Source organism: Curvibacter microcysteis (genome assembly GCF_028649455.1).
GTDB classification, from domain to species: Bacteria; Pseudomonadota; Gammaproteobacteria; order Burkholderiales; family Burkholderiaceae_C; genus Curvibacter; species Curvibacter microcysteis.
In genome coordinates this window covers 167,235-182,736 of sequence record NZ_JAQSIO010000001.1, presented here as the reverse complement: position 1 = coordinate 182,736, position 15,502 = coordinate 167,235, and the positions used below count along the sequence as shown (strand labels likewise).

At 67.6% G+C, this 15,502-nt stretch carries 14 protein-coding genes and 1 tRNA gene; 3 read left to right on the top strand and 12 right to left on the bottom strand.

Features of this window, described 5'->3' with window-relative positions; translation table 11 throughout:
- Position 1 precedes the first annotated feature (1 nt).
- Positions 2-382: a hypothetical protein gene (locus PSQ39_RS00765; protein ID WP_273924686.1), complete on the top strand. Its 381-nt coding sequence runs from the start codon at positions 2-4 to the stop codon at positions 380-382.
- 138 nt (positions 383-520) lie between these two features.
- Here the strand turns inward: PSQ39_RS00765 and PSQ39_RS00760 are convergent.
- The 7 genes from PSQ39_RS00760 to PSQ39_RS00730 form a co-directional block, all read right to left on the bottom strand.
- A tRNA-Ser gene (locus PSQ39_RS00760) sits at positions 521-608 on the bottom strand.
- 241 nt (positions 609-849) lie between these two features.
- Positions 850-1,503, bottom strand: a complete 654-nt coding sequence (gene ureG / locus PSQ39_RS00755; RefSeq protein ID WP_273924685.1) for an urease accessory protein UreG — start codon at positions 1,501-1,503, stop codon at positions 850-852.
- Positions 1,504-1,535: 32 nt separating this feature from the next.
- Positions 1,536-2,309, bottom strand: a complete 774-nt coding sequence (locus PSQ39_RS00750; RefSeq protein WP_273924684.1) for an urease accessory protein UreF — start codon at positions 2,307-2,309, stop codon at positions 1,536-1,538.
- Positions 2,266-3,036 (bottom strand): urease accessory protein UreE, encoded by a 771-nt coding sequence (ureE, locus tag PSQ39_RS00745; RefSeq protein WP_273924683.1) that lies wholly within the window; start codon positions 3,034-3,036, stop codon positions 2,266-2,268. Before ureE ends, PSQ39_RS00750 begins: the two co-directional genes overlap by 44 nt.
- 127 nt (positions 3,037-3,163) lie before the next feature.
- Positions 3,164-4,882 (bottom strand): urease subunit alpha, encoded by a 1,719-nt coding sequence (gene ureC / locus PSQ39_RS00740; protein ID WP_273924682.1) that lies wholly within the window; start codon positions 4,880-4,882, stop codon positions 3,164-3,166.
- Positions 4,883-4,917: 35 nt separating this feature from the next.
- On the bottom strand, positions 4,918-5,223 hold the full coding sequence (locus PSQ39_RS00735) for an urease subunit beta (protein WP_273924681.1): 306 nt from the start codon (positions 5,221-5,223) through the stop codon (positions 4,918-4,920).
- A gap of 33 nt (positions 5,224-5,256) precedes the next feature.
- Entirely contained in the window at positions 5,257-5,559 is a 303-nt protein-coding gene (locus tag PSQ39_RS00730) for an urease subunit gamma (RefSeq protein ID WP_273924680.1), read from the bottom strand.
- A gap of 171 nt (positions 5,560-5,730) precedes the next feature.
- Between PSQ39_RS00730 and PSQ39_RS00725 the strand changes: the two genes are divergently transcribed.
- Positions 5,731-7,200, top strand: coding sequence for a metallophosphoesterase family protein (locus PSQ39_RS00725; protein WP_409241967.1), 1,470 nt, complete (start codon positions 5,731-5,733; stop codon positions 7,198-7,200).
- The gene (locus tag PSQ39_RS00720; protein ID WP_273924679.1) at positions 7,200-8,549 is read left to right on the top strand and encodes a cytochrome-c peroxidase; all 1,350 of its coding nucleotides are present in this window, start codon (positions 7,200-7,202) and stop codon (positions 8,547-8,549) included. The genes PSQ39_RS00725 and PSQ39_RS00720 overlap by 1 nt, the downstream gene beginning before the upstream one ends.
- Before the next feature lie 83 nt (positions 8,550-8,632).
- Here PSQ39_RS00720 and PSQ39_RS00715 read toward each other — a convergent pair whose 3' ends face one another.
- From PSQ39_RS00715 to PSQ39_RS00695, 5 genes are all read right to left on the bottom strand, one after another.
- A complete protein-coding gene (locus PSQ39_RS00715) occupies positions 8,633-8,959 on the bottom strand; it encodes a P-II family nitrogen regulator (protein ID WP_273924678.1) in 327 nt (108 codons plus the stop codon).
- Between the two features lie 16 nt (positions 8,960-8,975).
- Positions 8,976-12,065, bottom strand: a complete 3,090-nt coding sequence (locus tag PSQ39_RS00710; RefSeq protein WP_273924677.1) for an efflux RND transporter permease subunit — start codon at positions 12,063-12,065, stop codon at positions 8,976-8,978.
- A 4-nt stretch (positions 12,066-12,069) separates the two neighbouring features.
- A complete protein-coding gene (locus PSQ39_RS00705) occupies positions 12,070-13,218 on the bottom strand; it encodes an efflux RND transporter periplasmic adaptor subunit (protein ID WP_409241986.1) in 1,149 nt (382 codons plus the stop codon).
- A gap of 137 nt (positions 13,219-13,355) precedes the next feature.
- On the bottom strand, positions 13,356-14,753 hold the full coding sequence (locus PSQ39_RS00700) for a TolC family protein (protein WP_273924675.1): 1,398 nt from the start codon (positions 14,751-14,753) through the stop codon (positions 13,356-13,358).
- 209 nt (positions 14,754-14,962) lie between these two features.
- Positions 14,963-15,325 (bottom strand): hypothetical protein, encoded by a 363-nt coding sequence (locus PSQ39_RS00695; protein ID WP_273924674.1) that lies wholly within the window; start codon positions 15,323-15,325, stop codon positions 14,963-14,965.
- Positions 15,326-15,502 lie beyond the last annotated feature (177 nt).

The window sequence follows — 15,502 nt, the reverse complement described above, 5'->3', positions numbered from 1 at the left end:
CATGGCAATCCAAGTCGAAGAATTGCTCTTGCTCGCAGAGAAATTGGCGACCCAAGAAGGCGAAGTCGCTCATCGTTCAGCCGTGAGCAGAGCCTACTATTACGCATACCATGTCAGCAAAACATGGCATGCCCAATTGCCAGCACCTGGTTCAAATGCCGGTCCCGCTGGTGGTGTGCATCAGCAAGTGATCAATCAACTCCGTAACCCAGCACCAGAGTTGAGTCAGGAACAGAAGAAAGCATCCCGCGTCGCTGCCGGTGTGCTCGAAGTGATGCGAGGCCAGCGCCATCTTGCGGACTACAACCTTGCTGGCCCTTTGAGCGCCAACGATGCGGCACAAGCCTGTGCGAACGCAAAAAAGTTCTCGCAACTGCAGTAGATCCACGCAATTTTGCCCTGCCCTGCCCTGCCCTGCCCGCCCCGGTAGCTTGCGAGCCATTGATGGTCGTTTGGATGGTCGAAATCGAGCGGAAAGAAAAAAACCCCTGTCATCCAACAGGGGCTTTTCGTTTGTATCTGGCGGAAGCGGTGAGATTCGAACTCACGGACCCTTTCGAGCCGCCGGTTTTCAAGACCGGTGCAATCGACCACTCTGCCACGCTTCCAGCGCCGCACATTGTACCTGCGCGCCAGGCTGCTTTTGGGGCTCGGCGCCCAAGCCAGCAGGCCGTTTGGGTCACACCGAAGCCCTGCCACCCGCACCACTGGAAGGGTGGCTCAAAATCAGGACAGCATCAACAGCCAACAGCCAACAGCCAACAGCCAACCGCACCGGTCAGCGACCAGCCGCCATCAGCCACCAGCCCTCAATCTTTCAAGGCCTGAAAACCTCAAAACCGCAAACCCTCACCCCGCCGCCAACATCCCCTTGCGCTCAATGAACGCAATCACCTCGTCCACGCCGCTCAGGGTCTTCAGGTTGGTCATCACAAACGGCTTTTGCTGGCGCATGCGGCGGGTGTCGGCCTCCATCACGCCCAGGTCGGCGCCCACATACGGCGCCAGGTCGGTCTTGTTGATCACAAAAAGGTCGCTCTTTGTGATGCCCGGGCCGCCCTTGCGCGGGATCTTTTCGCCGGCGGCGACGTCGATCACGTAGATCGTCAAATCACTCAGCTCGGGGCTGAAGGTGGCGGCCAGGTTGTCGCCGCCCGACTCGATGAAGACCACATCGGCATCCGGAAACTGCTCCAGCATGCGGTCGATGGCTTCGAGGTTGATCGACGCGTCTTCGCGGATGGCGGTGTGCGGGCAGCCACCGGTTTCCACACCCAGGATGCGCTCGGCGGGCAGGGCGCCGCTGACGGTCAGCAGGCGCTGGTCTTCCTTGGTGTAGATGTCGTTGGTGATGGCCACCAGGTCGTAGCGCTGGCTCATGGCCTTGCACAGCATCTCCAGCAAGGTGGTCTTGCCCGACCCAACAGGGCCGCCAATGCCAACGCGCAGCGGGGGCAGTTTTTTGCTTCGGCCAGGGATGTGGTGCAGGGCAGAGGTGCTCATGGGGTTCGGGTCCAGTGAAGGGAAGAGAAGGCTCAGCTTCTGAAAAGTCGGGAGTATTGGGTCTCGTGCCGGGCCGACAACACGGCCAAGCGCGGGGTGTAGGCCTGGCGCTGGTCGTCGCCCAGCGACATGGCCGTGGCGACGGCCGCCGGGATCTCTTGCGCCAGCCGCGCCAGGATGCGCTGGCCCGCGCTTTGGCCCAGGGGCACGGCCTTGATGGCGGTCTGGCTCATGGTCTCGCACCAGGCAAAGGCATAGGCAAAGCAGATGTCGGCCGCGCTGGCGGGGCTGGCAGCCGCGGCGCAGGCAAAGGCCACGGGGTAGGTGGCAATCAATCCATCCAGCTGGGCCGCCGTGTCGGGCTGCAGGTTGCGCAGCCACTCCACCAGGGAGCGGCCCATTTGCTGGCTTTGCAGGCGCAGCTCGGCGGTCTCGCGGCTTTGCTGCACCCATTCATTGAGGCGCGTCAGGCGCGGCCAGTCTGATGAGCGCAGGGCTTGCACGGCGGCGCTGACCACGGCCAGGTCGCTGCGCGCCAGGCTCAGGTGCAGTTGGTCCGACAGCCACTCGGCGGCCTGGGCTTCGTCGTTGACGCCAGCCCATTCCACGGCGGCTTCCAGCCCTTCGGAATACGAAAACCCGCCCACCGGCAGCGCGGGCGAAGCCAGCCAGATCAGCTGCAGCAGGCCGGCACTGGGCAGGGCGGCGGCAGCGGGTGCGGTGGCGGCCGGGCTGGCGCTGGCGTCCGGGGGGCTGGCCAACTCAGTGTTGGTGACCATGGTCGTGGCCGTGGTGGTCGTGTCCATGCCCGTGGTCATGGTCATGACCGCAGCCAGGCCCGTGCACATGGGCCGGGGCGCTGGCCTGGATGGGGATGGTCTTGCGGGCCGGGGTCACGGCAGCAGCAGCGGCGGCGGGGCTGCCGTGTTCGTGCGCGGCCTCGTGGCCATGCTCGTGGGCGGCCTCATGGGCGTGCTCGTGCGAATGGCCGTGGTCGTGCTTCGCGTGTGCGTGCCCATGGTCATGGCCGTGATCATGGTCATGCGAGTGCCCGTGGCCCTTGTGGCTGTGCTGGCCATGCTGGCCGTAGGCGCCGGCTTCGGGCTCAAAGGATTCGTCCACCGCGTTCACGATCAGGTGCATGCTGCGCAGCATGTCGGCCAGCACATGGTCGGGCTCGATCTTCAGGTGGTCGGGTTGCAGCTCGATGGGCACATGGCGGTTGCCCAGGTGGTAGGCGGCGCGGGTCAGGTCAAAGGGGCTGCCGTGGGCGGTGCAGGCGGTGATGCGCAGCACGGCTTGCGGGGCGGCCACGACGCGGATCAGCGACCCGTCTTCGGCCACCAGCACGTCGCCACCGCGCACCACGGTGCCGCGTGGCAAGAACACGCCCAGGTGGCGTTCGCTGGAGTCGGTGGCGTCAAAGCGGCTTTTTTGGCGCACATCCCAGTCCAGCTCGACCGAGCTGGCGCGTTTGATGAGCACCGGGGCCAGGCCTTGGCCGCCGGGAATGAGTTTGGAGATTTGCAGCATGGTCGTCGTTCCAGTGGCGGGTGCTTGGGGCTAGGCCCCAGACTGTAGCGCCTGGCAGGCGGCGCGGCGCGGGGCCCGCAGGCACCCCCGGCCAGGCCAGGGGCAAGCCGGGGCCGCCCGCGCGGGCTCAGAACAAAAAGTAGCGCTGCGCCATCGGCAGGCTGGTGGCGGGCTCGCAGGTCAGCAACTGGCCGTCGGCGCGCACCTGGTAGGTTTGCGCGTCCACTTCCATGCGCGGCGCGTAGTCGTTCAGCAGCATGTGGCGCTTGCCCACGGTGCGGATGTTCTTCACCGCCGACAGCGTCTTGTTCAGCCCAAACTTCTGGCCAATGCCTTGGGCCAGGCCGGCTTGCGAGACAAAGGTCAGCGAGGTCTTGGCGATCGCGCCGCCATAGGCGCCAAACATCGGGCGGTAATGCACCGGCTGCGGCGTCGGGATGCTGGCGTTCGGGTCGCCCATGGCGGCCATGGCGATGAAGCCGCCCTTCAAGATCAGCGCCGGTTTGACGCCAAAGAAGGCCGGCTTCCAGATCACCAGGTCGGCCCACTTGCCGGGCTCGATGCTGCCCACTTCGTGGCTGATGCCGTGCGCAATCGCGGGGTTGATGGTGTATTTGGCGATGTAGCGGCGGGCGCGGAAGTTGTCGTTGCGCGCCGTGTCGTCGGGCAGCTTGCCGCGCTGCAGCTTCATCTTGTGCGCGGTCTGCCAGCAGCGCAGGATCACCTCGCCCACCCGGCCCATGGCCTGGCTGTCCGAGCTGAACATGCTGATGGCGCCCAGGTCGTGCAGGATGTCTTCGGCGGCAATGGTTTCCTTGCGGATGCGGCTTTCGGCAAAGGCCAGGTCCTCGGCAATCGCCGGGTCCAGGTGGTGGCAGACCATCAGCATGTCGACGTGCTCGTCCAGCGTGTTGATGGTGTAGGGCCGGGTCGGGTTGGTCGAGCTGGGCAGCACATTGGCTTCGCCCACCACCTTCAGGATGTCGGGCGCGTGGCCGCCGCCCGCGCCTTCGGTGTGGAAGGTGTGGATGGTGCGGCCTTTGAAGGCCGCCACGGTGTCTTCCACAAAGCCCGACTCGTTGAGCGTGTCGGTGTGGATGGCCACCTGGGTGTCGGTTTCTTCGGCCACGGTCAGGCAGTTGTCGATGGCCGCCGGGGTGGTGCCCCAGTCCTCGTGCAGCTTCAGGCCAATGGCGCCGGCGTTGATCTGCTCGTGCAGCGCGCCCGGCAGGCTGGCGTTGCCCTTGCCCAAAAAGCCCAGGTTCATCGGGAAGGCATCGGCCGCTTGCAGCATGCGCTCCAGGTTCCAGGCGCCGGGCGTGCAAGTGGTGGCAAAGGTGCCCGTGGCCGGGCCGGTGCCGCCACCGATCATGGTGGTCACGCCGCTGCACAAGGCCTCTTCGATCTGCTGTGGCGCAATGAAGTGGATGTGGGTGTCGATGCCGCCGGCGGTGACGATGTTGCCTTCGCAGCTGATGACTTCGGTGCCCGGGCCAATGATGATGTCCACGCCGGGCTGGGTGTCGGGGTTGCCGGCCTTGCCGATCTTCACGATGCGGCCGCCCTTGAGGCCGATGTCGGCCTTCACCACGCCCCAGTGGTCCAGGATCAGGGCGTTGGTCAGCACGGTGTCGACCGCGCCTTCGTCGCGCGTGCGCTGGCCTTGGGCCATGCCGTCGCGGATGGTCTTGCCGCCGCCAAATTTGACCTCTTCGCCGTAGCTGCCGGCGGCCAGGGTGTAGTCTTTTTCGACCTCGATGATCAGGTCGGTGTCGGCCAGTCGGATGCGGTCACCCGTGGTGGGGCCAAACATCTCGGCGTAGGCACGGCGCGATACGGTGCTCATGGCAAATCCTTGTGTGTGTGCGGTCGCGGGCGGGCTTACAGCGCGCCTTGGACCAGGCCGCGAAAGCCGTAAATGCGGCGTTCGCCGCCAATGGCCACCAGTTGCACGGTGCGTTCCTGGCCGGGCTCAAAGCGCACGGCGGTGCCCGAGGCGATGTTCAGCCGCATGCCGCGCGCCGCCTCGCGGTCAAAGCCCAGCGCGGCGTTGGTCTCTGCAAAGTGGTAGTGCGAGCCCACCTGGATGGGGCGGTCGCCCGTGTTGCACACCAGCAGGGTCAGCGTGGCGCGGCCGGTGTTCAGGGCGTGTTCGCCCTCGTCAGTGATCAGTTCGCCGGGAATCATGGCAGTCTCCTCAAGGCCCGCGGTGGGGCTGGCTCAGACGATGGGCTGGTGCACGGTCACCAGCTTGGTGCCGTCGGGGAAGGTGGCTTCGACCTGGATGTCCGGAATCATCTCGGCAATGCCATCCATGACGTCGGCGCGGGTCAGCACATTGCGGCCTTCGCTCATCAGTTGCGCCACGGTCTTGCCGTCGCGCGCGCCTTCCATCACGGCCGCGCTGATGAAGGCCACGGCTTCAGGGTAGTTGAGCTTCAGGCCCCGGGCCTTGCGGCGCTCGGCCAGCAGGGCGGCGGTGAAGATCAACAGCTTGTCTTTTTCCCGGGGGGTCAGTTCCATGGTCGGGCTCTCGGTCTTGTTCTGGGTGTTGCAAATAGTAAAGCAGGAAGCTTGCCTGCTTGCGCACTTCTCTGGTGCGCGCCGGCCCAGTGCGGTGCAGTCGCTCCCCCTGTCATGCCCCTGCCACACCCGCGCTTTACCGTTCTTTGCTTTTGAGGACGGAGTCAGACCATGAAAACACAACATCACTCCCTGGCCTGGATGGCAGGCTTGTCAGCCCTGGGCGCCGCCCTGGTGCTGCCTGCTTGCACGGGCGACAGCGCACCCGACGCCGCCAGTGCCGACAGCAACATCCAGGCTGCCTGGGTGCAGATGGGCGACAGCAACCAGGCCATCGCCCGGGTGGTCACCCGCTACACCGCACCCACCGGTGGCACCGACCCGAATGCGGCCTGTCCCCTGTTGACGGTGGACGGCATGGCCACCCGCATGAGCTTGCGCGTGGGCCCGGGCACCGCCGCCCTGCGCACCACCGCCAGCGACCCGGCCGACTCCAAGCCCACGGCCTTTCCGGTCTCGGTGTGCGAGACCACCTTGTCCAGCAGCGCGCAAAAAGTGGCGGTGGCCAACCGCGTGCTGCCCGTGCCCAAGGCCACCCCCCAGCGCGTGCTGGTGCTGGCCGACACCGGCTGCCGCATGAAGAAGGCCGGCGCCGCCTGGCAGGCCTGCAACGACAACACCGCCTGGCCGTTTGCCAACCTGGCGGCCGTGGCCGCGTCCTTCACGCCGGACCTGGTGCTGCACATCGGCGACTACCACTACCGCGAAAACGCCTGCCCCTCCGACGTGGCGGGTTGCCAAGGCAGCCCCTGGGGCTATGGCTGGGACACCTGGCTGGCCGACCTGTTTCAACCCGCTGCGCCGTTGCTCAGCGCCGCCCCCTGGGTGATGGTGCGTGGCAACCACGAAGAGTGCGCGCGCGCCGGCCAAGGCTGGTTCCGCCTGCTGGACCCGCGCGCCTACAGCGCGGTGCGCAGCTGTGACAACCCCGTCAACGACAGCAACGCCAACTACAGCGAGCCCTACGCCGTGGCCCTGGGCAGCAACTCGCAAATCGTGGTCTTTGACTCGGCCAAGACGGGCTCGGCCGCGCTCAAGCCCACCGACGCGCAGTTCGCCGTCTACCAAAAGCAGTTCCAGACCGTAGGCGCCCTGGCCGCCAAAACGGGCGTGGTCAACACCATCTTCACCAACCACCACCCCATCCTGGCCTTCGCGCCGGTGGCGGGCAGCACGCCGGCGCCAGGCAACCTGGCCCTGCAATCGGCCATGAGCAGCCTGAACGCCCAGGCCTATTACCCGCCGGGCGTCAACGTGGCCCTGCACGGCCACGTGCATGACTTCCAGGCCATCAACTTCGCCTCGGGCCACCCGGCCACCCTGGTGACGGGCAATGGCGGCGACTCGCTGGACGTGGCCTTGCCCGACCCGCTGCCCGCCGGCCTGACCCCGGCTGCCGGTGCCACCATCGACCGCATCACCCACAGCGCCACCTTCGGCTTCATGGTGATGGACCGCAACCCCGCCCCGGCCACGGGTTGGACCTTCAAGGCCTACAGCGCCGCAGGCAAGCTGATGGCCAGCTGCGTGCAGTCGGGCAAGGCCCTGAGCTGCGACAAGACCGGCTTCCTCACGCCGTGATGCGCGCTGCCCTGACCGCTGGCGCCCGCCAGCGGGCGCGGTGGTTCCTGGCTTACACCTGGGCCCTGGCCTGCGGGTTGTGTCAGCCCGCCGCCGTGCAGGCTGCGCCCGACAGCGTGGTGCTGGTGGCGGGGGGCGGCGCCCAAAAGGTGCTGTCCACCCTCGGCGCCAGCCCTCTGTTGGCCGCCAAGTACGACGCCACCAGCGCCCGTTTTGCGCCCGACCCGGCCCTGGTGGCCCTGGGGCGACGCTTGTTTGTGGAGCCCCGCCTGTCCAACCCGGTGGGCGCCTCCTGCGCCAGCTGCCACGACCCGGCACGCGCCTTCCTGCCCAGTGCCCAGGCCCTGGCCGGTGGGCCCGGCACGCCACGCGGCAGCCGCCCGGGCGAATTCAGCCTGCGCAACGCGCCCTCGCTGCTGTACGTGCGCTACGTGCCGCGCCGCCACTTCTACCAAGACGACGACGCGCCATACCCCTCGCCCTTTGGCGGCTTGATGGCCGATGGCCGCGCCGACACCCTGGCCGAGCAAGCGCGCGGCCCGCTGTTCGACCGCCATGAAATGAACAACGGCAACCCGCGCCAGTTGCTGCAGCGCTTGCAGCGCAATGGCCTGGCGCGTGAGCTGGCCGACAGCGGCGTGCCCCCCTTCGGCCCGGCCGTGCTGCGCGAGCCCGAGGCCCTGGTGCGCGCCCTGGGCGCGGCCTTCGAGGCCTATCTGCAAAGCGATGAGATGGCGCCCTTCAGCTCGCGCTTTGACGCCTACCTGCGCACGCGCCAGCCCTTGGCGCCCGCCGAGATGCGCGGTCTGGCCCTGTTCAAGAACCCTGACAAGGGCAATTGCGCGTCCTGCCACGCGCTGTCAGACACCGCTTCGCGGCCTGAGCGCTCGCTGTTCACCGACTTTGGTTACGACGCCATCGCCGTGCCGCGCAACCGCGCCCTGGCCGCCAACCGCCAGCCCGGCCACTTTGACCACGGCCTGTGCGCCACCGCCCAGGCCTTGCGCTGGCCCGAGCCTGAGCAGTGGTGCGCCTACCTGCGCACCCCCGGCTTGCGCAACGTGGCCCTGCGCCAGAGCTTCATGCACAACGGCGTGCTGCACTCGCTGCGCGACGCCGTGGCCTTCTACAACACGCGCTCCATCCAGCCCGCCAAGTGGTACGGACCGGGCGGCCTGTTCGATGACGTGGCGCCCGCGCGGCGTGGCAATGTCAACGTCAACTCGCCCCCGATGAACCGCCGCCCCGACCAGCCCCCGGCCCTGAGCGAGCAAGACATCGACGACCTGGTGGCCTTTTTGCGCAGCCTCACCGATGCGGCTTACGTGGCGGCACTGCCGCCGCGTTGAGTCCAAAGTCAAGCCCAAAAAAAGGGGCCCGAAGGCCCCAAAGTGGTGGTCACTCGGGCCTGTCTCAGGCCCAGGGTTGCCCTTCAAATGGGGCTGTGGTCGCGGATGCGGTGTGTGCTTTCCAGGTCCACCACCCAGACCAGGCCGTCGCCGATCTGGCCGGTGTGGCAGGCGCTGATGATGGCGTCGCGGATGGTGTCCACCATGGCGACGTCGCACAGCACACACACCATCAGCTTGGGCGTGAAGTCGGTCAGCTCTTCCTTCACCGTGCGCTTCTCCACCGCCGCCGGGGCGGTGAAGCCCTCGGCCTTGAAGATGGTCACGCCCGGGAAGTTCGGGATGGCGCGCAACGCGTCGCGCAGCTTGTTCAGGCGGCTGGGCCGCACGATGGCTCGGATTTCTCTCATGGGGTTCTCCTAGTCTTCAAGCCTCACTGGGCTTTTCATCGAACCAGCGGTACAGCGTGGGCAGCACCACCAGGGTCAGCAGGGTGGACGAGATCAGGCCACCGATCACCACGATGGCCAGCGGGCGTTGCACCTCCGAGCCGGGGCCGGTGGCGAACAGGAAGGGCACCAGGCCCAGCAAGGCCACGGTGGCGGTCATCATCACCGGGCGGAAGCGCTGCACGCAGCCTTCACGCACGGCGGCGGCGACCTCCATGCCGTCGTTGCGCAGGCGGCGGATGCTGGTCACCAACACCACGCCGTTGAGCACCGCAATGCCCCACAGCGCAATGAAGCCCACCGAGGCCGGCACGCTCAGGTACTCGCCCGTGACGAACAGACCGACCAGGCCGCCCACCGACGCGAAGGGCAGCACCAGGATGATCAAGCTGGCCAGGCGCACCGAGTTGAACAGCAGGAACAGCAGGAAGAAGATGGCCACGATGGTCAGGGGCACGATCACCGACAGCGTGCCCATGGCGCGCTCCATGTTCTCGAACTGGCCGCCGTACTTGAAGTAATAGCCTTCAGGCAACTGCACTTCGCGCTCGATGCGCTGCTGCACCTCGGTCACAAAGCCGGCCAAGTCACGGCCTTCCACGTTGGCCCCCACCACCACGCGGCGCTTGCCGCTTTCACGGCTGATCTGCGCGGGGCCGTCCACCAGCTCGATGCGGGCCAGGGTGTACAGCGGCACCTGGGCGCCGTCGGGCGTGGTCAGCAAGGTGTTGCCAATGGCCTCGGCCGATTGGCGCACATGGGCCGGGAAGCGCACCACCACGCTGTAGCGGCGCTCGCCCTCGTAGAGCGTGGTCACGTCCTGGCCGCCGATGGCGGTCTCGATCAGGCCTTGCACGTCGGCCACGTTCAGGCCGTGGCGTGCAATCGCCTTGCGGTCGATGTCCACCGTCAGGGCCTGCTGGCCGGACAGTCGCTCGATGCGGATGTCGCGGCTGCCGTTGACGCTCTTCAAGATGCGCGCCACCTGCTCGGACACGCGCTTGAGTTCGCCCAACTCATCGCCAAACACCTTGATCGCCAGCTGCGAACGCACGCCGGTCACCATTTCGTCAACCCGCTCGGAGATGGGTTGCGACAGCACGATCTGCACGCCAGGGATGGTGGACAGGCGCTGGCGGATGTCCTCGTCGATCTCGTCCTGGCTGCGCTCGGACTTGGGGTCCAGCAGCACGATGGGGTCGGACTCGTTGGGGCCGGCGGGGTCGGCGGGCGACTCGCCCCGGCCCAGCTTGGACACCACCATGCGCACGCCCGGCACCTCGGAGATGGTCTTCATGGCCGCCATTTCCATGCGGATCGACTCGTCCAGCGAGATGCTGGGCACGCGGTTGATCTGCGGCGTCAGCGCGCCTTCCTTCATGGTGGGCATGAAGGACTTGCCCAGCAGCGGGAACAGCGCGATCGAGCCCAGCAGCAGGCCGACCGACACGCCCAGCGTCAGCTTGTGGCGCAGCGTGGCGCCGTCCAGCAGGCGCAGGTAGTGGCGCTTCAGGAAGGCGATCAAACGCGTGTCATGGTCCGAGCCGCCCTTGAGGAAGTAGGCGCACAGCACCGGCGACAGGATCAGCGACACCGCCAGCGACACGGCCAGGGCCATGACAATGGTCAGGGCCAGCGGCGCGAACATCTTGCCCTCGATGCCTTGCAGCGTCATCAGCGGCAGGAACACCAAGATGATGATGGCGATGCCAAACACCGTGGGCGTGGCCACCTCGGCCGTGGCGTCCAGGATGGTGCGCACCCGCGCGCCCATGCTGGGGCCGGCCTGGCCGAGCTTGTGGTACACGTTCTCCACCACCACCACGGTGGCGTCCACCATCAGGCCGATGGCAATCGCCAGCCCGCCCAAGGACATCAGGTTGGCCGAGATGCCGTAGCGGTTCATCAGGATAAAGGTGGTCAGCGGCGCGATCACCAGCGTGGCCACCACGATCAAACTGGATCGCACGTCCCCCAGGAAGACGAACAGCACCACCACCACCAGGAAGATGCCTTCAATCAGCACCTTGCCCACGGTCCACAGGGCCGAGTCCACCAGGTCGGTGCGGTCGTAGTAGGGCACGATCTGCAGGCCGTCGGGCAGCATGCCCTTGCGGTTGATCTCGTCCACACGCTCCTTCACGCGCGTCACCACCTGCTTGGCGTTGCCGCCGCGCGTCATCAGCACAATGCCCGACACACCTTCGGTGTAGCCGCCCTTGATGATGGCGCCTTGACGCACTTCGCTGCCCAGTTGGACCTTGGCCACGTCGCGCACATAGACCGGCACGCCGGCTTGTTCCTTGACCACGATGTTGCCTATGTCCTCCAGCGTGCGGATCAGGCCCACGCCACGGATCAGGTACTGCTCGGTCACCTGCGGCAAGATGCCGCCGCTGGCGTTGGCGTTGTTGCTGGCAATCGCGTGCACCACCTGCTGCACCGACAGCTTGTAGTGGCGCAGCCGGCCCGGATCGACCAGGGCCTGGTACTGCTTCACATAGCCGCCTTGCGAGTTGATTTCAGCCACGCCGGGGATGGAGCGCAGCAGCGGGCGCACCACCCAGTCCTGCACGCTGCGGCGCTCGGACAGTTCTTCGGGCGTGAGGGCGCGCTGGCCGTCGTCGGGCCGCTCCAGCGTGTACTGGTAAACCTCGCCCAGGCCGGTGGACACCGGCCCCAACACCGGCACGATGCCCGCCGGCATGCGCGGCGTGACCTCGATCAGGCGCTCCGTCACCAATTGGCGTGCAAAGTACACGTCGGTGGTGTCGGTGAAGACCAGGGTGATGATGGACAGGCCGCTCTTGTTGAGCGAGCGCATCTCGACCAGGCCCGGCATGCCGGTCATGGCGATCTCCAGGGGCACGGTGACGAAGCGCTCAATTTCTTCGGGCGAGCGGCCCGGCGCTTCGGTGGCCACCTGCACCTGCACATTGGTGACGTCGGGGAAGGCATCCACCGACAAACGCATGGCGGCGCGCATGCCGAAGGCGCACAGCACCAGGGCCAGCACGACCACCACCAGCCGCTGACTGAGCGCGGCACGGATCATGGAAACCATCATGGCCTTACTCCAGTTCAGCGCGCTTGCGCTCGTTGTTCAGGTGGAAAGCGCCTTCGACCACCACTTCGGTGCCTTCGCTCACGCCCTTGAGCACCGGGCGCAGCGCGCCGCTGGCGGCGCCCAGCTCCACCGGGGTCAGGCGGTACTGGCCTTCTCCGGTCTTGACGTAGACGTGGTCGCGGTCGTTTTCACGCACCACCGCCGCGCTGGGCAGGGCCAGCTGGCGCTGGGTGGCGCCCACGATGTGCATGGTGGCCAGCATTTGCGGCTTGAGTTCGCGCTGGGCGTTGTCCACCTGGGTGCGGATGGAGACGGTGCGGGTCTCAGGCGACACGGTGTCGCCCACCTGCACGATCTTGCCTTGCAGGCGCTTGGTGCCCAAGGCAGGCACCTCGATCTCCACGCCCTGGCCCGGCTGCACCGAGCGGGCCGATTGCTCCGGCAGGCCGCCCACCACCCACACATTGCCCAGGTCGGCCACGGTGAACAGCGGGTCGCCCGGCTGGGCCACCTGGCCTGAGCTGACCTTGCGCTCGATCACCACGCCCGACAGCGTGGCCAGCACGGCGGTTTGCGGGGCCAGTGTGCCGTCGGTGCGCAGCTTGTCGATGGCGGCTTGGCCCAGGCCCATCAGGCGCAGCTGGTCGCCGGCAGCGCGCAGCTCGGCACGGGCAATCGACAGTTCCGATTCGCGGCGTTGCAGTTCGGCCGAGCCGATCACGTCGGCCTGGATCAGCTGGCGTGCGCGCTCCACCGCGCGCTCGGCCAGCTGGCTGGCCGCGTTGGCGCGCAGGTAGCCCAGTTGGGCGGTGGTCAGTTCGGGGCTGGCCACATAGGCCAGGGCCTGGCCGGGCTTGACCCGGTCGCCGACCTCGGCCAGCACCTCGGTCACGCGGCCGGTGACGGAGGCGCCGATGCGGGTCACCAGGCGGTCATTGGCCTCGATGCGGCCCGCGATGTCCTGCGTGGGGGCCAGGTCGGCCTGGGCCAGCTTTTGCACCTGGAAGTTCTTGGCCATGTCGGCCTTGATGTTCACTTCCATCGGGTCTTGGCGCTGGGCCGGGGCGGCGGCTTCGGGGGCCGACTTGGCGCCGCAGGCGACCAGCAGCCAGGCCGTGCCCAGGGCGGCGCAGAGCAGGCTCAGGCGCAGCATGGCGGGGCGGGGGTCGGTGGCACGGGCCACGCGCAGCGGGCCGGTGGACTTCAGGGACGGTGTGGTGTTCGACATGTTGGGTTCAGCTGGGGGTTAGCGTGAAAAAAAGGGGGGCTTGGGGCCGGACGGGGCCCGGCTCAGGGCCGGTAGCTTTCGGCGTGGCGAGCGGCCAGCAGCTCCAGCTCGATGCGGGCGGCCTGCTGCTGGTAGCGTGCTTCCAGCAGGTCGGCGCGCACGCTGCGCAGCAGGCGCTGGGCGTCCAGCACGTCGAGGATGCCGCGCTCGCCAAAGCGGTAAGCGGCCTGGGCCACGCGCAGCGCGGCTTCGGCTTCGCGCACGGCGCCCAGGCTCAGGGCCTCGGTGCGCACGCGGGCGATTTCCAGCGACTTCCAGGCCAGCAGGATCTGCTGGCGCAGCTCGGCGCGGCGTCCGTCCAGGCGGCCTTGCAGGCGCTCCAATTCAGAGCTGGCCTCGGCGGTGGGGCCGGTGCGCTGGTCAAACAAGGGAATCTGCATGCTCACGCCCACTTGCTGCTGGCGGATCTCGGGGTCGCGCGTCTGGCTGTAGCGCAGCTCCACGCCCGGCAGCCGGCTGGCCTTGGCCTCGGCCAGGCGGGCCTGGGCGCGGTTGACCTCGGCTTGCAGGGCGCGCAGTTCGGGGTTGAATTGCTCAGCGCGCACGCGGGTTTCTTCCAGGCCGGGCAGGCCAGGATCGTCGTCCAGCGAGCCTTGCAGGCTCCAGCGGGCAGGCAGTTGGCCGGCGGCCAGGCGGTTCAGGGTCAGCAGGGCCTGTTCGGCTTGCAGCGAGGCGTTCTGCTGGCGCTGGCGGGCGTTGATGATTTCAGCGTCGGCCTTGATCATTTCGTAGCGCGGCGCTTCGCCGCTGTCCACGCGCAGGCGCACCCGCTCGCGCACCTGCTCCAGCAACAGCACCGACTCTTGGGCCGCCGCGGCCTCGGCGCGGCGCAGCAAGGCCTCGTAGGCGCGCAGGTGGACCTGGCTGATCAGCTCGTTGCGGGTTTGCTCGATTTGCTCGGCCGTGCTGCGTTCGCCAGCGCGGGCGGCGTCCTGGCGGGCGCTGCGCAGGCTGGGGTTTTCAATCAGCTGTGCCAAAGCCCAGCTTTGCACCTGACCCGGTGTGGCCGAAGCCAGCCGGGCGTTGTTGCGGCCGCCCGACCATTCCAGCTTGGGGTTGGGCAGTGCGCCAGCGCTGATCACCCCGGCGGCGGCCGTGTTGCGGGCGCGTTGGGCGGCCAGCAGCTCGGGGTTGTGGGCCAGCACGGTGCGGGTCAGCTGCTCCAGCGTCAGCGCCGCGCCCGTGCCGGACTCGGCGGCAGGGCGGGCCTCGGTCGGGGCCTGGGGCAGGGTCAGCAGGTCAGCGCTGGGCGCCTGGGCGGCCGGCATGCTGGGGCTTTGGGCGTGGCTCGGCAGGCTCCAGGCCAGGCAGGCGGCGGTCAGCAGCGACAAGGCCCAGGTCGGGGCCAGGCGCGAGGGCCGGGTGTTCGCCAAGAGGAGGACGTTCGCTTGTGAGGTCATGGTGAGGCAGCCCTGGGGGCAGCAAACAAAAAATGGGAGCAGGCCCGCACGCCAGGCGAAAGGCCGGTGGCGGGCGTGGTGAGGCGCATCAGCGCCAAGGCGTTGGCCGATGCCCTTGCAAGCGGTTGTAACCGCGGGGGGACATCCAGATCAAGGTGGGGAGAACGCGCAGCCGGACGGGGTCAGGCTGGGCGGGCCGCAGGGGCGGCTCAGGCTTGGCGCGGGGGGCGCAGCAGGGGCTGGGGCCAGACCGGCCGCGACTGCAGCGGGTGGGTTTCGGCCACCGGCACGCTGGCGCGTGGGGGCTCAGGATCGGCGACCGGGCTCCAGAACAGCTCGGTGCGGTCGTCGTTGGTGACTGGGGGTTGGTACAGCTGGATGCTGACGCGAAGGGCTTCTTCCAGCACATCGGGCTCGGCGGTCAGCACTTCGCAGGGCGAGGCTTCGGCCAGGACGTCGCCCATCAACGGGGTGTCGGGCTCGTCGCTCCAGACCACGGCGGTCGCTTCACCCTGAAACAAGGCGGCGGTCAGCAGCAGCACGGACAGCAGGTAAGCGAGCAACAAGCGCATGGGGCGTCGACAAGGTCCCAAAAGGGTTTTGTAACAGGGGAAGTCCCTTATTGTGTTCGGTCAGACCCCACAAGTTCCCGGGAACGCAAAAAAGACTGGGCTTTTGCAGGGCATCGTGGCGCCCCTGGCGCGTTTTGGCACGAATGCTGCACCGAAGCGGTGCGATGCCACCGTGTC